Source organism: Glycomyces salinus (assembly GCF_016428645.1).
Classification (GTDB): domain Bacteria; phylum Actinomycetota; class Actinomycetes; order Mycobacteriales; family Micromonosporaceae; genus Glycomyces; species Glycomyces salinus.
In genome coordinates, this window is record NZ_JAELXW010000018.1 from 89,050 (window position 1) to 104,190 (window position 15,141).

Annotated in this window: 12 protein-coding genes; 3 read left to right on the forward strand and 9 right to left on the reverse strand. The window is 74.5% G+C overall.

The window, feature by feature from the left end; genetic code table 11:
* Positions 1-45: 45 nt before the first annotated feature.
* Complete coding sequence (locus tag JFB92_RS26885) at positions 46-810, forward strand: MerR family transcriptional regulator (RefSeq protein WP_199036647.1); 765 nt, start codon at positions 46-48, stop codon at positions 808-810.
* A complete protein-coding gene (locus JFB92_RS26890) occupies positions 811-2,085 on the forward strand; it encodes a hypothetical protein (protein ID WP_199036649.1) in 1,275 nt (424 codons plus the stop codon).
* On the opposite strand, the gene JFB92_RS07680 is transcribed toward JFB92_RS26890, so the two are convergent.
* From JFB92_RS07680 to JFB92_RS07720, 9 genes are all read right to left on the reverse strand, one after another.
* Positions 2,079-3,227: a type III PLP-dependent enzyme domain-containing protein gene (locus tag JFB92_RS07680; RefSeq protein WP_199036651.1), complete on the reverse strand. Its 1,149-nt coding sequence runs from the start codon at positions 3,225-3,227 to the stop codon at positions 2,079-2,081. The two genes, JFB92_RS26890 and JFB92_RS07680, sit on opposite strands and share 7 nt — an antisense overlap.
* Positions 3,224-4,744, reverse strand: coding sequence for an IucA/IucC family protein (locus JFB92_RS07685; RefSeq protein ID WP_199036653.1), 1,521 nt, complete (start codon positions 4,742-4,744; stop codon positions 3,224-3,226). Before JFB92_RS07685 ends, JFB92_RS07680 begins: the two co-directional genes overlap by 4 nt.
* Entirely contained in the window at positions 4,741-6,078 is a 1,338-nt protein-coding gene (locus JFB92_RS07690) for an IucA/IucC family protein (RefSeq protein ID WP_199036655.1), read from the reverse strand. The genes JFB92_RS07685 and JFB92_RS07690 overlap by 4 nt, the downstream gene beginning before the upstream one ends.
* A gap of 48 nt (positions 6,079-6,126) precedes the next feature.
* Positions 6,127-7,587, reverse strand: a complete 1,461-nt coding sequence (locus JFB92_RS07695; protein ID WP_307789056.1) for a J domain-containing protein — start codon at positions 7,585-7,587, stop codon at positions 6,127-6,129.
* A 12-nt stretch (positions 7,588-7,599) separates the two neighbouring features.
* On the reverse strand, positions 7,600-9,108 hold the full coding sequence (locus tag JFB92_RS07700; RefSeq protein WP_199036659.1) for a molybdopterin-dependent oxidoreductase: 1,509 nt from the start codon (positions 9,106-9,108) through the stop codon (positions 7,600-7,602).
* A 63-nt stretch (positions 9,109-9,171) separates the two neighbouring features.
* Positions 9,172-9,681, reverse strand: coding sequence for a hypothetical protein (locus JFB92_RS07705; protein ID WP_199036661.1), 510 nt, complete (start codon positions 9,679-9,681; stop codon positions 9,172-9,174).
* Positions 9,674-11,572 carry a dynamin family protein gene (locus tag JFB92_RS07710; protein ID WP_199036668.1) on the reverse strand — a complete coding sequence of 633 codons (1,899 nt, stop codon included), beginning with the start codon at positions 11,570-11,572 and terminating at the stop codon, positions 9,674-9,676. Before JFB92_RS07710 ends, JFB92_RS07705 begins: the two co-directional genes overlap by 8 nt.
* A complete protein-coding gene (locus JFB92_RS07715) occupies positions 11,569-12,141 on the reverse strand; it encodes a nucleotide exchange factor GrpE (RefSeq protein WP_199036670.1) in 573 nt (190 codons plus the stop codon). The genes JFB92_RS07710 and JFB92_RS07715 overlap by 4 nt, the downstream gene beginning before the upstream one ends.
* Before the next feature lie 21 nt (positions 12,142-12,162).
* Positions 12,163-13,605, reverse strand: a complete 1,443-nt coding sequence (locus tag JFB92_RS07720; RefSeq protein WP_233162585.1) for a dynamin family protein — start codon at positions 13,603-13,605, stop codon at positions 12,163-12,165.
* Between the two features lie 219 nt (positions 13,606-13,824).
* Here JFB92_RS07720 and JFB92_RS07725 point away from each other — a divergent pair.
* Positions 13,825-15,141 (forward strand): AAA family ATPase (locus tag JFB92_RS07725; RefSeq protein ID WP_199036675.1); only part of this gene is annotated, 1,317 nt, incomplete at its 3' end.

The window sequence follows — 15,141 nt, forward strand, 5'->3', positions numbered from 1 at the left end:
TCAGCTTCTAACGTCGAGGGCACATCGACGAGCAAGGGAGTCCCGATGCGCACCTGGTCGACCGCCGAAGTGGTCAAGCTGGCCGGCGTCACCGCCCGCACGTTGCGGCACTACGACGCGATCGGCCTGCTGGCCCCGGCCTCGGTCGGTCACGGCGGCATCCGCCGCTACGGCCAGACCGAACTGCTGCGGCTCCAGCAGATCCTGCTGCTGCGCCGCCTCGGCCTGGGCCTGGAGACGATCGACCAGATCCTGACCGGCGGCCTGGAGACCGTGGACGCGCTCAAACGGCACGCCGAGCAGCTGACCGACGAACGCGAACGGATCGACGCACTGGCGGCCACCGTCGATGACACCATCCGACAACTCGAAGGAGGCCGACCGATGGCACCCGAAACCTGGTTCGAAGGACTCGACGACGCCCGGCGGCGCGAATGGGAGGCCGAGGCCCGCCGCCGCTGGGGCGACGCGGCCGTCGACGCCGCAGACGCGGCGATCCGGCAGATGAGCCCGGCCGAGCGGGCCGCGATCCCGGCGAAGTTCGAACAGTTCCACCGCCGCCTGGCCGCCCTCGACAGCGAGGGCGCCGCGGCGGCCGACGAGCGGGTCCAGGCCGTCATCGCCGAGCACTACCGGTTCATCGCCGAACTGTGGGGCACCGAGCCCACCGGCGAGGCCTACCGGGGACTGGGCGCGCTCTACTGCGACGACCCGGCGTTCCGCGAAACCTACGACGAGGTCGCCGTGGGCCTGGCCGCCTACCTGCGTGAGGCGATGGACCACTACGCCGAGGCCAACCTGGGCGAGTAAATGCCGCTGCCGGTAGTGGTCGATGTAGCGCTGGGCCACCGCCTGGTCGTGGCCGCCCGAGGCGTGCCGCAGCCGCAGCCGCTCCAGCAGCTGCTCGAGGACCCCGGCGAGGTCGGCGCCCAGCGCGGGGCTGCGGGCGGCGGTGCCGGTCAGGCACAGCATCATGCCCAGCCAGGTCGGGCCGTGGTCGCGGAAGTTCAACCGCAGGTTGCGTTCGCCTTGACGGTCGGCGGCGGTCAGCAGGTAGTGGATCTCGGTGGCCAGCCGCCAGGCGACCGGCGCGTGCGAGCTCTGCAGGAGCTCGACGGCCCCGGCCACGGCGTGGAGGGCGACCGCGGCCAGGCCGGGGTCGCAGCGGGCCGAGATCGCCGGCGGCGCGGCGTGCGAGGCCGGGTCCGGGCACAGCCGGTCGATCAGGCTCGTGTCACCGAACGTGCCCAGGCGGGAGGCGGCCTCGAGGGCCCCGCGCAGGCTCAACGGCCGGGCCTGTTCGGTCTCGGTCGGCCCGGTCTCGCCGAAATGTCGGGCCAGCAGCCGCCCGGCGCCTGCGGCCAGGGACTGCCGTCCGGCCGCGGCGTGCAGGCGGCAGGCCAGGGTCAGCGCCGACCGGAGGTGCTGGCGCTGGGACTCGGTCGCCTCGTTGAGCGACAGCAGCATCCGGGCGGACTGGTCGGCCGCGCCCACGGCCAGGTCCGGGTCGCCGGCGGCGGCGAGGATGCGGGCGTTGCGGGCCAGCGCGCACGCGACCTCGGCGAAGGCGTCGTGTTCTCGCTGTTCGGCGGTGCGGCTGTGGTCGTGTGCGCGGACGGCGTCGTCGGCGACGGTGGCCGCGCTGAGCAGGTGTCCGGCGCTCAGGTGGGCGTCGGCCAGGTCGAGGCCGGCCGCGGCCAGGTCCCGGGCCGGTTCGCCGAGGTCGGTGAGGTGCCGGAGCCGCTCGGCCAGGGCGGCGGCGGCGCCGGGCCGGTCTCCGGCGGCGGCGCGGGAGGCGGCGGTCTTCTCCAGCAGGTCGACCAGGTCCCGTTGCGCGTCGGGGTCGGTGCGGTAGGTCAGGTGCTCGCGGTATTCGGCGGCGGCGTGGTCGAAGGCGGCCAGGGCGGCGGCGTGGTCGCCGATGCCGGCCAGGCGGGTGCCGTCCCGCGCGGCCTTGCGGGCGCCTCGTTTGCTGGGCATGGCGGCTCCTCGTGGGAGGGGATCAGAGGGCGTGGCGGTGCGTGTGCGGTCGCGCCGCCGGTTGCCGGAGTCCTCATGGTAATCGCCGTCCCGGCGATTCAATAGGGCCCGTCGAGGGTGATCTGGAGGGGCCGGGGGTGGGCCAGGAACCGGTCGTGGGAGATCTCCCAGCCGTAGGCGCCGGCGCCGGCGAACAGGAGCCGGTCGCCGACGGCCGCCGAGGCGACGTGTCGGCCGGTGTTGAGGACGTCGCGGGGGGTGCACAGTTCGCCGCAGACGCGCAGGTCGACCTCGTCGAGGCGGGGCCGGGGCCAGGGGTGGGGCCAGGTGTCGGTGGCGATGAGGGTGAACGGGTGGGCGTAGCCCCAGGCGGCCGGGAGCCTGAAGTGGTGGGTGCCGCCGCGGACGACGGCGATGGCCTGGCCGTCGACGGTTTTGAGGTCGGTGATCTCGGTCAGGTAGGTCCCGGCCGGGGCCGCCAGGTAGCGGCCGGGTTCGACGGCCAGTTCGATGCCGTCGTGGTCGAGGCGGGCCAGCAGGTCGGCGAGCAGGTCGAGGTCGATCACCTGGCCGCGGGGGTCGGCGCCGAGGCCGCCGCCGACGTTGACGTAGCGCAGGTCGACGCCGGAGGCGGCGGCCGCTTCGCGGGCCCAGTCGAGGCCGCCGGCGACGTGGGCGGCGTAGGCGGCCGCGTCCAGGCAGTTGGAGACGGCGTGGAGGTGGAAGCCGACCACGTTCAGGCCGAGGCGGCGGGCGGTCTCGGCGGTTTCGGGCACGTCGTCGGCGGCGATGCCGAACGGGGTGGCCGGGCCGGTCATGCGGTGGCTGCCGGGCAGGGCCGGGCCGCGGTTGACTCGGAGGGCGACCGGGCCGGTGTAGGCGGCCTCGGCCAGGCGGTGGAGTTCGGTGGCCGATTCGGCGTGGACGAGGATCCGGTCGGGGAATTCGGCGGCCAGGTTGCATTCGGCGGCGGTCTTGGCCGGTCCGGACAGGGCGATGCGGTCGGCTCCGGCGTCGATGGCCGCGGCCGCCTCGCCGGCCGAGGCGCATTCGATGCCGTCGCAGGCGTCGACGGCCGCGGCCAGCACGGCCGGGTTGGCGCAGGCTTTCATCGCGTACAGGACCGTGGCGGTCGGGAGCGCGGCGGCCACGGCGCGGGCCCGTTCGCGCAGGGCGTCCGGTTCCCAGATCCAGGCGCAGGCCGGGGACGGCAGTGAGGCGGCCAGGTCTTCGATGGTGTCGTTCACGGGCGTCTCCGGTGCATCGGGTTGTCCACGGTCGCGGTGATGTCGGTGCCGGGGTGCAGTCGCATGGTCAGCAGGGCCTTGGTGGGCACGGTCGCGGCCAGGTAGGTGTCGCGGTCGGCCTCGGGCAGGTCGAGGGAGGCTATCAGGTCGGCCAGGTCGGACCAGAATGCGGCCGCTTGGAGGTCGCAGTCGCGTTCGAGGGCGGTGACGAGGGCGGCCAGGTGGTTCTGGAAGAGGGTGTAGCCGATCTTGGTGCGGACGGCGTCGAGGCCGCCGGCGTTGACCGGGGAACCGGGGGGCAGGTCGATGCCGGTGGTGGGGGTGTGGATGCGGGCGCCGCCCAGGTCGCGGATGAGGGCTCGGACGGGTCGGGGGCCGTCGAGGGCGATCAGGCTGTTCTGGAGGTGGGCTTCGAGGCCGATGCCGGCGGCGGCCAGCGCGAGCAGGGGCGGGGTGAACAGGGTCGCGTAGGTGCGGATCCACGCTTCGGGGTCGCCGTGCCAGGTGGCGTATTCGGCGGCCAGGCTCTGGCCGGTGACCGGGGAGGTCGCGGCCAGGGCGGTGGCCGGGACGCAGGCGGTGCCGGGCGGGGTCGGGTCGGCCAGGGGGGTGCGGGCGATGGCGGTGAGGTCGCGGGAGCCGGGCAGCCAGGCTCCGGCGGTGTCGCGGACGAAGCCGATCGAGGCGGCGGCGTCGAGGTCGGCCAGGTGTGCGTGGAGGACCGGTGCGAGTGCGGCGGTGGTGGGGGAGATGTCGCGGCGGGTGGAGGTGATGTGGATGCCGAGGGCGAGTTTGAGGAATCCGGGTGTTTCGTGTCCGGCGAGGGTGCGGATCGAGGCGGTGGGCCAGGCCGGGACGGTCTGTGGCAGCAGGCGCAGGCGGCCGGTGGTGAACAGGTCGCGGTGGCCGGGCAGGATGCGGTGTTCGAGCTGCCAGGGGTGGGCCGGTACGACCGGGTCGGGCAGGTCGAGTGCGGCCAGCATCGGGTGGTCGCGCAGGTCTTGGCCGGAGTGGGACAGGACGCGGCCGGTGTCGGCGATCAGGCGGATGCCGATCGGGGTGGGGGTCTCGGCGTCGTAGCGGTCGAAGTCGGCCGCCCGCCAGCCGAGGCGGGTGCGGGCCAGGGGGTGCAGGAGGTGGCCTTCGGTGGCGAGGGTCTCGAGGGCGCGGGCGGTCCGGTCGGGGGTGGCGGTGCAGCGGGCGACCAGTTCGGCGAGGGTGGTCTCGCCGGCGCGGGCGGCGAGGGCGGCCAGGTGGCGGGCTCGGCGTTCGGCGCGGGGTGCGGCGATGCGGGCGCCGAGATCGGCGGAGTCGTATTCGGCGGCCAGGTGGGGTGGGGCGGGGGCGCCGAGGATCGTCTCGAGGGTCTCGATCGGGTCCTGTCGGGGGGCTTTGGTGATCTCGATCTGGTTGAAGGCCCGTTCGGTGCCGTCGAAGCCGATGCGTTCGCCGCTGTCGCGCAGGCCGGCGAGGTTTTCGCGCCAGGCGGCGGCCAGGGTCGCCTCGGTGAGGTTCACGTGTCCGCCAGCGGGTTGTCGATGCGGGTCCAGATGTCGTCGGTGGGGCGGTCGGCCAGGCGCATGGCGGTGGTGGCCTTGATCGGCCAGGGCTGTTCGAGTGCGGTCCGGCCGATCTGTCCGGTGTCGGCGATGGCGTTGGCGAGGGTCTTCCACCAGCGGCCGGGGTCGGTGCCGGTCCAGGCGGCGAGGGCGTCGACGAGGGCGGCCAGGGTGGTCGGGAAGAGGGCGGCGAGGAGTTTGCGGGCGCGTTCGTCGGCGTCGGGGCAGGGCGGGTCTCCGGTCAGGCCGGGTGCGAAGTCCGGTGGTAGGCGGACGCCGCCGAAGTCGCGGTAGACCAGGCCGGTGGGGCGGTCGCCGTCGAAGGCGACCAGGAGGTTCTGGCCGTGGGCTTCGAGGGCGACGCCGGTGGTCTCGAACAGGCGCAGGACGCCGGTGAGGGTGTGGGCCAGGGCCGCCCACCAGGGTTCGAGGTCGTCGCCGGCGAGGGCGGCGGCGAGGGGGCGTCCGGTTGCCGGGCAGGGTTCGGCGAGGGCGGCCAGGGGGATGGTGCGGTCGAGGCCGAGGCTGTGGGGGGCGGGGCGGATGATCGCCGACAGGGCCGGTATCGGTTCGCCTGCGGGGTCGAGGGCTTGGGTGGCGGCTTCGGGCAGGACGGTGATGCCGCATGCGGCCGCCGGGCGCCGCAGGTGCCGGGCGAGGATGGGGCCGTTGGCGGCCGCGGCGTCCGAGACGTGCCGGACCGCTGAGGTCAGTTGGAGGTCGACGGCGCATTTGATGTGGTCGGGCCCGGTGGAGACGGTGCGCAGGCTCATCAGGGGGGCGGCGTCGCGGTGGAGGTGGGCCGGGCCGGTCAGGCCGTGTCGTTCGGCCTGCCAGGGGTGGACCGGCAGCCGGGCGCCGGAGGGCCGCCTGCCGCGGGTGCGGGTCGGTGCGAGGTCGTAGGCGGGCAGGTCGATGCGTGGCCGGTGTTCGGGGGCGAAGGCGCGGATCTGGTCGGCGGTGAGGTCGCCGCGGGAGCGGGCGAGGGGGTGGGTGGGGTGGCCGAGGGTCACGGCCTGCTCGAACCAGACGATCGGGTCGGGGTGTGCGGCAGCGGCGGCGGCCCACAGGTCGTCCGGGTGGGGGCGGGCGGCTTCGAGGGCCAGTGCGGTGCCGGCCACGGCGGCGGTGATTTCGCGGGTGAAGCGTCCGGCGTGGGCCGAGCCGGCGCTGACGGTCGCAGCGGCCTGCGCGGCGGTGGCGCCGGGCTCGGGTGCCGGGAGTCGTTCGCGGTCGGCGGCGAGGCGGAGGCGGTCGGCGACGATCCGGTCGGCCTGGCGCGTGGCGTTCATTGCATTGCACTGTACTCAGTGCCGGTCGGCTCGTCCTGGTGGTTTCGGTCACGCCCGCACGGCGGGGGTGCGGTCGTCGGTGTCGCGTTGGGCCGGGACGGCGGCGAGGCGGGTGCGCAGGGTCGCCAGGAGCGGCAGGTCGTAGTGGGCGCCGCCGTCGGCCAGCCAGGGGCCGATGTCGGCGGCGGCCGCGTCGGCGGCGACGTGGTCGACCGCGCCGTCGGCGTCGTCGGGTCCCTGTTCGGGGAGGGTCGGCCACAGGACCCAGCCGCGCACGTGCGCGCTCGGCAGGCTGGTGTCGAGGGCGGCCACGGCCGCGGCCAGGTTCCCGGAGTCGACGTCGCCGGTTTCGCGGCCGACCGGCGGGCACAGCAGCGCGAGCCGGTCGCCGCAGATGATGGCGTGGGGCACGCGCTGCTCCGGTGAGGTCGGCAGGGACACGAACAGGCGGGCGGCCGGCAGGTTGGTGAGGACTTCGCGCAGGAGCCGTCCGGTGCGGCGGTCGGCGGTCGGCCGGGTTCCGGCCGGGCCGAAGGCGTTGTACTGGCGCAGGGCGGCGCCGACCGAGCGGCGCAGGGCCGCGGCCCAGCGGACGCGCCGCATCGGCCAGGCGGCGCAGGCGGTGGTGGCGGTGAAGACGGCCAGTTGCCAGCCCAGGGCCGAGGCCGGTCCGGCCGTCCAGATCGCGATCGCGGCCGCGGCGGCGGCGATGGCGAGGCGGGCGCGGGGGACGGCCGGGGGCCGATTGGCCGATCGGCGCCGGGTGCGGGCGGTGGCGGCGGCGACCAGGCCGATGGCGGCCAGGGCGGCCGGGAAGGACAGGGCCCGGATCGGCAGGGGCGCGCCGGAGTCCATCGCCGAGTCGATGAAGGCGATGCCGGAGGCGGCCCAGGCGGCCAGGACGGCGGCCAGGATCGCCGCTTCGGTCCACAGTGAGGGCCGGGAGGCGACGCCGCGGCGGCGTCTGAGCCTGGCGTACCAGGGGACGGCCACCAGTGCCGAGGTCGCGTCGGCGGCCGCCGGGCTGGCGGCGGGTCTGGTGGGGCCGACGTTCCAGCTGCGGACTTTGCGGTGGGCGGGGCGGGCGGCGGCCTTGCCGTAGCGGCGGGCGGCGCGTTTGCCGAACCGCAGCAGGTCGTATTCGCGCCGCGAGGCGGGGTCGGCGAGGGTCTCCCAGGCGGTCTGGACTTGGTGGAAGGCCGTGTCGTCGCCGCCGCGGTCGGGGTGGGTCTGGCGCAGCCGGGCCCGGTAGGCGGCCTGGATCTCGGATCGCGGGGCCTGTGGGCTCACCCCGAGAATGCGGTAATGGTCCGGTTCGTTCACCACAGTGCTCCCGGTCGGTCGTACGGGGATGGGGCCGGCACGGTCGCAGTGCCTTCGGCGGGCTCGCGAGTCCGGCCATGGCCATGCCGATCCATGGCTCGCGAGCTTCGCCAAGGCTGGGCCTGCCGTACCGCTCGACGGTAATGGAGTCAATCTACCGCCGAGCGGGCGCCGATGGTGCCGCACGGTCCGAGAAATTCACGCCACCGAGATCTTGACATTGTGGAGGCCGGTCGCTCCGGACGGTTTGGGGTCGGTGACGTCGCTGGTCTGGGGCCGGCCGTCGCCGTCGGTGGCGCGCACGGTCAGGTCGTGGTCGCCGGGTTCGGCTTCCCATTCGAAGCGCCATTGCCGCCAGGTGTCGGTCGAGGGCGCTTCGGCCAGTTCGCATTCGGTCCAGGGTCCATCGTCCACTCGCAAGTGAACGGCGGCGATGCCGCGGTGCTGGGCCCAGGCGACGCCGGCGACGGTGACCGTCCCGGCGGCCGCGTTCGAGCGGGGCGTGTCGATGCGGGAGGCGGTCTTGATCGGCCCGGGGCCGGACCAGCCGCGCTGGATCCAGTAGGGGTCGTAGTCGCTGAAGCGGGTCAGTTCGAGTTCGGTGAGCCATTTGGTGGCCGACACGTACCCGTAGAGGCCGGGGATGATCAGTCGGGCGGGCCAGCCGTGGTCGATCGGGAGCGGGCTGCCGTTCATGCCGATCGCGATCAGCGCGTCGCGGCCGTCGAAGACGGCCCCGGTGGGGCTGCCGGCGGTCCAGCCGTCGTGGGAGCGGGAGACCAGTTGGTCGGCTTCAGGGTCGGGTTCGGACTCGGCCAGCAGGTCGGCCAGGGAGACGCCGAGCCAGCGGGCGTTGCCGATCAGTTCGCCGCCGATGGGGTTGGACACGCAGCACAGGGTGATGTCGCGTTCGATCAGTTCGCGGCCGAGCAGGTCGTCGAAGGTGTAGGTGCGGGTGCGGCCGACCATGCCGTGGACGCGCAGCCGCCAGGAGTCGACCTCGACCTGGGGGCTGGTGATGGCGGTGTCGATGCGGTAGAACTCGTCGTTGCCGGTGTGCCAGGACGCCAGGCCGTCCTGGTCGAAGTCGACCTCGCCGGGCGCGGGCGCGGGCAGGTCGGGTTCGGGCAGGTCGAGCTGGGCGCGGTCGGCCTCGACCTGCGCGGGCACGAAGCGGCGGACCAGGAACGATCCGGCCGCCGCGGCGACCGCGACGCCCGCGGCGGCGACCAGGAAGCGGCGTCTCCCGGTCGGGCCGGCTTCGGTGCCCGGCCCCGACCACCAGAACATGATCCCGGCGGCGACCGCCGCGGCGATCAGGGAGGGGACGATCGCGGCCGCGCCGAGGGCCTCGCGAGTGGCCGCCGAGGCCGCCCCGACGGCGGCGAACAGGCCGATCACGGTCAGGCCGGCCCACCGGTTGCGGCGCCACAGCAGCCCGCAGGCGGCCCCGACCACCGCCAGGGCGACGATGATGCCGGCTTGCAGGATCGGCTTGTCGGCGGTCCCGAAGGTCTGGATGGCCCATTCGGTCGCCGGCGGCGGGCTGGCGGCGATGACGACGTCGGCCACGGCCGACAGCGGCGCCGCCCTGGGACCGGTGAAGGCCGCGACCAGGTGGGAGGCGGCCAGTCCGGTCAGTGCGGCCGCCGCTCCGGCGGCGGCCCAGGCGCGCGGTGCTGGTCTCGGAGGAGTTCGATCGCTCACGCCTCCATCTTCCACCCGTATCCGCTGTTCGGCGCTTGAGCGGGCCTTACCGTTCGCTTACATTCACCGCTGCCAGAACCGGGCCAGGGCCCCGGCGGCCGGGTCGTCGTCGAGGTCGCCGGCGGCGAAGTCGCCGCCGGCGGCGGTGTTGACCGCCCACGGCTCGGTCTCGGACTCCCCGAGGGTGTCCAGGTCCACCCACGGGTAGCCGTCGACCGGTTCGGGGACGTCGAGGTCGAGCTCGGGCGGGAACTGCGGCGGGTTGTCGGCGTCGGCGACCAGCATGTCCTCGTAGGTGGCCGCGTAGGCGGTCTCGTCGCCGCCGCTCTCACCCGGCTCCTCGGGGACCGAATCGTCACCGCCGAAGTCGTCCTCGACGGCGAAGTCGTCCTCGAGGCCGGCGTCGAGCCCGGCCGGGTCGGCGCCGTCGTCGAAGTCGTCGAAGCCGCCCAGTTCCTCGCCGTCGTCGAAGTCGTCGAACGGCGAGGACGGCCCGGTATCGTCACCGAAGTCGCCGCCGTCGAAACCGTCGGCGGGCTCGTCGCCGGGCGCGAATCCGTCGAACTCATCCATCGGCGTCCTCCTCGCCTGGCACGAGCGTGCGGGCCTTGGCCAGCACCTCGTCGAGCTGTTTGACCTTCTGCGCCATCGAGTCGCGGCGCTGCTTGAGCGCCTCCTTCTTCTTGGCGCGGGCGGCCTGGTCGGCTTTGGCGGCCTCTTCGGCGGCCGCGATCCGGGAGTCGTATTCGGTGCCGCGGCGCTCCAGGGCGTCGTCGAGCGTGGAGTTGAACACGAACTCCACTTCGGTGAAGCGGAACCCGATCTCCTCGTTGAGGTTGGCGCGGGCCTCGGCGATCACGCGCTGGATCCACTGCTTGGCGGCCTGCCGGTCGCCTTGGATCTTGCGCCGGTACAGCAGGAACCCGCCGGCGGCCACGGCGATGCCGATGCCCGAGGCGGCCGCGGCGACCGCCCCGGCGGTGCCGACGATGCCGATCGCGGCCGCGCCGGCGGTCGCGCCGGAGAAGATGGTCCTGCCGGCCATGGCGGCCATACCGACGCTGGAGGCCACCAGCAGGGCCCCGTCGGCGTTGGCGTCCCGCTGGGCCCGGCCCGAGGCGGCCGCGCGCAGCCCGGCCGAGATCGAGTTGGTCGCCTGCTGCAGCTCGTCGTCGTTGAACACCTGCCGCAGGACCCGCTCGGCCAGCAGCACGAACCGCTGATGCAGCTCGGCCGACAACCGGGAGGCGATCGCCTGCAAGGCCACGTCCACGCGCTGCGGCAGCGACTCCAGGGTCTGCTTGTTGGCCTTGGTCAATTCGTCCAGCAGCGCCTCCTCCAACTGCTGAAGATGACCCCGCAGCCGCCCCTGGACCTCGATCTTGGCCCGCTGGGTCTCCACCCGCAGCGCCAGGTTCGCCTTCTTCGTCTCCGACCGCTTGGTCGCAAGGACCTGCTTCTTCTCCTCTTTGAGGCGCCCGGCCTGGGCCGGGTCGGGGTCGTAGGCCTTCATGTCGGCCGAGGCGGCGGCGGCCAGGCGCGCGAACTCGGTGCGGGCCGCGCGTACGACGTTGGCCGCGATCAGGGCCTTCCCGGCGGCCGCGACCTTCACCAGGGACCGCTGGAGCCGGCCGATGCCCGACTCCTTGGCCAGGGCCTGCCGGGTGGGGCCGGTCGAGTTCAACGCGTGCTCGGCGAGCATGGCCGAGACCGGGAAGTGGGGGGCGTGCCGGAACCGGGGCGCGTGCGCCTCGATCAGGGCCCGGTTCTCCTCCAGCACCGTCCGCCACCCGGGGTAGGTGTCGGTCTTGGTCAGCGCGAACACCACGAAGTTGACGCGCTTGGAGGCCTCGGTCAGGAAGTCCAGTTCGGTCTTGGCCATCGGCGAGGACGCGTCGGTGACCATGATCAGGCACGTGGCCCGGGAGACCGCCTCGAGCGCGATCTGTGCGTGGTCGGGGTCCAGTCCGCCGGTACCGGGCGTGTCGACCACCGACAGGTGCTTGAGCAGCGGGGAGGGGTGGCCCACGAGCATGCGGCGGGGCGGGGCCATCCCCGGCGGGAGCGTCCCCAGCTGGGTGGCCCAGTTGCGCAGGTCGCCCACGCCCAGCAGCATCGGGTCGGCCGCGCCGGGCTGCCAGGCGCGCACCGACGCCTCCTCGGCCCAGGCGAACTCGAGGTAGGCGCTGGTGGCGACCTGGGCGTCGACCGGCGACAGCCCCGGCATGCCCAGCAGGGCGTTCACCAGCGACGACTTGCCGCGTTTGGTCTCGCCGACGACGACGGCGACCGGTTTGGACGGCTGCCAGCGGGCGACCTCGTCGACCTCGGCGGCGGCCTTGGCGTCGACCGACCGCAGGGAGGCGGTGCCGGCCTTGGCGGCCTTGGCGCACAGCTTCCCGATCTGGGCGGCAGGGTTCGGTTTCGGCTTCGGTTTGGCCTTGGTCTCGACCGCGTCGCTCATGCCGGGACCTGCCCGCGGTAGACGGTCACGACCGGGTGGCGCAGCAGTCGGCCCCGGTCGGCGTAACCGGGGGTCTCGGTGCGGGCGATGATGCCGTCCTCGGCCGGGGCGCGGGCGGCGACGGTCGCGCCGGCCTCGTGCACGGCCGGGTCGAACCGCTGCCCGGTCGCGTCGATCGCGCGGACCCCGACCTTCTCGAACGTCTGGTCCAGGTGGGCGGCCAGGGCCGGGGAGGTGGCGCGGTCGCGCACCCAGATGCAGGTCTCGACCAGGGCGGTGCGGTCGGCCGTGGCCTGGGCGGCGCGGGCCGGTTCGGCCAGCTGGTCGACCGGGATCGCCCCGGAGGTGGCGCCGGTGCCCTGCGGCGGGGCCGCCTCGGGCGCGGCGGCGGGTTTGGGGGTGATGGACCGGCCGGTGGCGGCCGCTACGACCGCGGTGACGATGACGCCGCCGGCGGCCACCGCGAGGGTCGTCCACAGGGTGTCTCCGGCGACCAGAACCGCCGCCACCGCTGCCGCGGCGAGGCCGGCCAGCGCCCCGACCAGCGGCCCGCCGAGTCGAATGGTCACAATGCTCTCCTTCATCGAAAATCAGCCGAGACGTTGGGCCAGCAGATGGAATCCACGATGCACTACGTTCGCCACTCTGGCTTGAGCCGGGGTGGCGCCGCCGTTCGCGAAGGCCCGCCACCGGGAGGCGGCCTCGATCGCCGAGCGGCGCAGCTGCGCACGAGGGGCCTCGGGCAGGCCCAGGACGGTACCGGCGTCGTCGGTCAAGGCCAGGCGCGCGACCTCGGACTCCATTTCCTCGGGCAGGGGCACCTGCCCGGTGGTGACCTGCGCGGCCGCCTCCAGCAGCGGCAGCCGGTGGTATTCGGGGCGGGCCACGATCTGCTCGACGGCGCCGCGCAACTGGTCCCGGTCGCCGGCCGGGCCCGAGGAGGCGGCCGCCTCCAGGCGCGACAGGGCCCACCCGGCCTTGATGACGTCGGCCCTGACTCCGAAGATCTGGTGGAGAGTCGAGCGCAACCGCGGGAACCCGGAGGCGGCGAACAGCAGCCGCACCAGCTCGCCGGTCGCCAGGTGCGGGTTCGCCTGCAGGTGGGCGATCGCGAAGTTGATGCCGTACAGGTCCAGCCGCTCCAGCAGCCGTTTGCGCTGCTCGACGTCGACCGGTCCTTCGGTGGAGGTGAACAGGCCCGCGCTGGCCAGCATCAGGGCCCGCTTCTCCTCGTCGAGTCCGGCGAGGGTCCGCAGGGCCTCGCAGTCGGCGGCGGTCAGCAGGCCGGCCTCGGCCGTCTCGGCCAGCAGCCCGACCACTGGGACGACGTCGCAGACGGCGCGTTTGAGGATCGTGGCCTGGTCGGCCGCGATCGGGGTCGCCACCGGCCACGGGTCCTGGCCGGGCCCGGGGGAGAGCTTGTCGGCCTTGTTGTAGAGGGCCAGGGAGTTCATCGGCGAGCTCGACAGCTGCTGCGAGGCCTTGGCGAACGCCTCGAGCGCTTCGATGTCGTCGCTGCGGACCTGCTGGGTGAACACGTAGATGATCGCTTCGGCCCCGGCCACGGCCTCGCGGGAGTCGTCGTCGATGTCCTCGGAGAACAGCATCTCGCGGGCCGCGTCGGAGATGTCGGTGTTGACCGACTGCAGGCCGGGCGTGTCGACCACGATCAGGTCGCGGAGCCGGTCGGAGGACAGCTGGACGTCGATCAGGGCCGCGTCGTCGGCCGGGATCGGCAGGCTGGTGGGGATCATTCCGGCCGCGTCCAGCGGCACGGCGTGCTTGCGGCCGTCGCGGGCGATCACGTCGATCCGGTCGGCCGGCCCGTAGCGGAACTGGGTGACCACGCGGGTGCACTCGCCGGCCGCCGTCGGTGCGACCCGCCGCCCGATCAGGGCGTTGACCAGGGTCGACTTGCCGGCTTTGAGGCGCCCGGCCACGGCCACCCGCAGCGGCTGCCCGAGCCGGGAGGCGACGTCCTCGACCACGGCGCGCGAGGTGTCCGAGACCTTCGGAGCGAGGTCCTCGCACATGCTCGCCACGCTCGTGGAGAGTTGCCCTGCCACCATGCTCGCCGGTCCGCCCTTTCGTGTCGGTGCTCAAGGTTCGAGTCGCCGACGCCGGTCTGCGGTATCGGAACATCCGCAATATCATGAGAGGCGTCGACGACCCGTCGACTCAACAACGACCATACAAACAGCAGGCGCGTCGCGCCTCCCCGATTCGTGCCACAGCGTGAAGGAGCCCCCATTTTGGCCGCCCCGTCGTCCCCGCCCTCAGGCCTGCAGCGACCCCGGCCGGTCCCGGTCGCGTCCGCCGGCCGCGACGACGCCCTCCGCACCGCCGCTGCGGCCTTGGCCTCGGGCACCGGCATGGTCATCTTCACCGGCCCGCCCGGGTGCGGGCGCACCAGGCTCCTGGAACGGCTGGCCGCGGCGGCCAAGCGCCCGGTCCACACCGGCGGCGGCCTGGCCATGCTCTCCTCGGCCCCGGCTCTGGCCCTGGAGCGCGCCACTCGGGCGCGCATGCCCGCCGAGGACGTGCCGCTGCTGGCCGAGGCGGTCTACTCGCGGGTCCGCGGCGGCGTGCTCATCATCGACGACCTCCAGTGGTGCGACGCGGCCACCATCGCCGTCCTGCCGATCCTGGCCGAGCGGATCCCGATCGCGGCGGCCCTGCGCACTCCCCACCGGCTGTCCGGGGCCGCGGCCGATCGCCTCACCGAGGCGGCGACGGTCATCGCCGTCCCCGACCTGACCGAGACCGAAGCGGCCGACATCGTCCGCCGATCCGCCCCGGCCCTGCCCGAGCACCGCGTCGAGGCGGTCGTGCGCCGCGGTGGACGCAGCCCCTTGGCGCTGACGGCCCTGGCCGGGCGCGCCGAGGACGCCGAAGTCGACTTCGAGGCCGCCGCCGACCCGGCCGCGGCCGCGGCCGCGGCGATCGCCGACCTGCCCCGGCCGGGCCGCACCGCCCTGGCCGCGCTCGGGCTCCTGGGCCGACCGGCCCACCCCAGCCTGCTCGGCGAAGGCGCGGCCCTGCTGCTGGAGGCCGGACTGGCCGTCGCCGACGGCCAGCACGTGCGCCCGGCCAGCCCGTGGATGGCCGAGATCGCCGCCGGCCTGCTCGACGGACCGGCCCGGGTCGCGATGCACACCCGCCTGGCCGAGGCCACCGGCGGCATCGAGGCCGCCCGCCACGCCCACGCCGCCGGCAACGGCCCGCTGGCGCTGCGACGCGCCATCGAGGCCGCCGAGGCCGCTCCCGGGCCCTCGGCGCGCGCCGAAGCCCTGCTGCTGGCGGCCGAGCTCGACCCGGACCGGCGCGTCGAGGCCGCCCGCGCGGCCCTGGCCGCCGGACGCCCCCGGGCCGCCGCCGCCGCGGCGGCCGAAGCGACCGGCAGCGAGGCCGCCCTCGTCCGCGCCTGGGCCCACCTGGCCACCGGCGAGACCGAAGCTGCCGCCGAAGCCCTGGCCGAGGCCGATCCGGGCCCCGAGACCGACCAGCTGCGGCTGCTGACGGCCTCGAACGCGGACCGGCCCGCGCTGGCCGAGCAGATCCGCCGCTCC

What these genes read in the sequence shown, in the direction of transcription:
- JFB92_RS26885 (WP_199036647.1), top strand. Translation starts at nt 46, where the DNA reads ATGCGCACCTGGTCGACCGCCGAAGTGGTCAAGCTGGCCGGCGTCACC.
- JFB92_RS26890 (WP_199036649.1), top strand. Translation starts at nt 811, where the DNA reads ATGCCGCTGCCGGTAGTGGTCGATGTAGCGCTGGGCCACCGCCTGGTC.
- JFB92_RS07690 (WP_199036655.1), bottom strand. Translation starts at nt 6,078, where the DNA reads ATGAACGCCACGCGCCAGGCCGACCGGATCGTCGCCGACCGCCTCCGC.
- JFB92_RS07705 (WP_199036661.1), bottom strand. Translation starts at nt 9,681, where the DNA reads ATGGATGAGTTCGACGGATTCGCGCCCGGCGACGAGCCCGCCGACGGT.
- JFB92_RS07710 (WP_199036668.1), bottom strand. Translation starts at nt 11,572, where the DNA reads ATGAGCGACGCGGTCGAGACCAAGGCCAAACCGAAGCCGAAACCGAAC.
- JFB92_RS07720 (WP_233162585.1), bottom strand. Translation starts at nt 13,605, where the DNA reads ATGTGCGAGGACCTCGCTCCGAAGGTCTCGGACACCTCGCGCGCCGTG.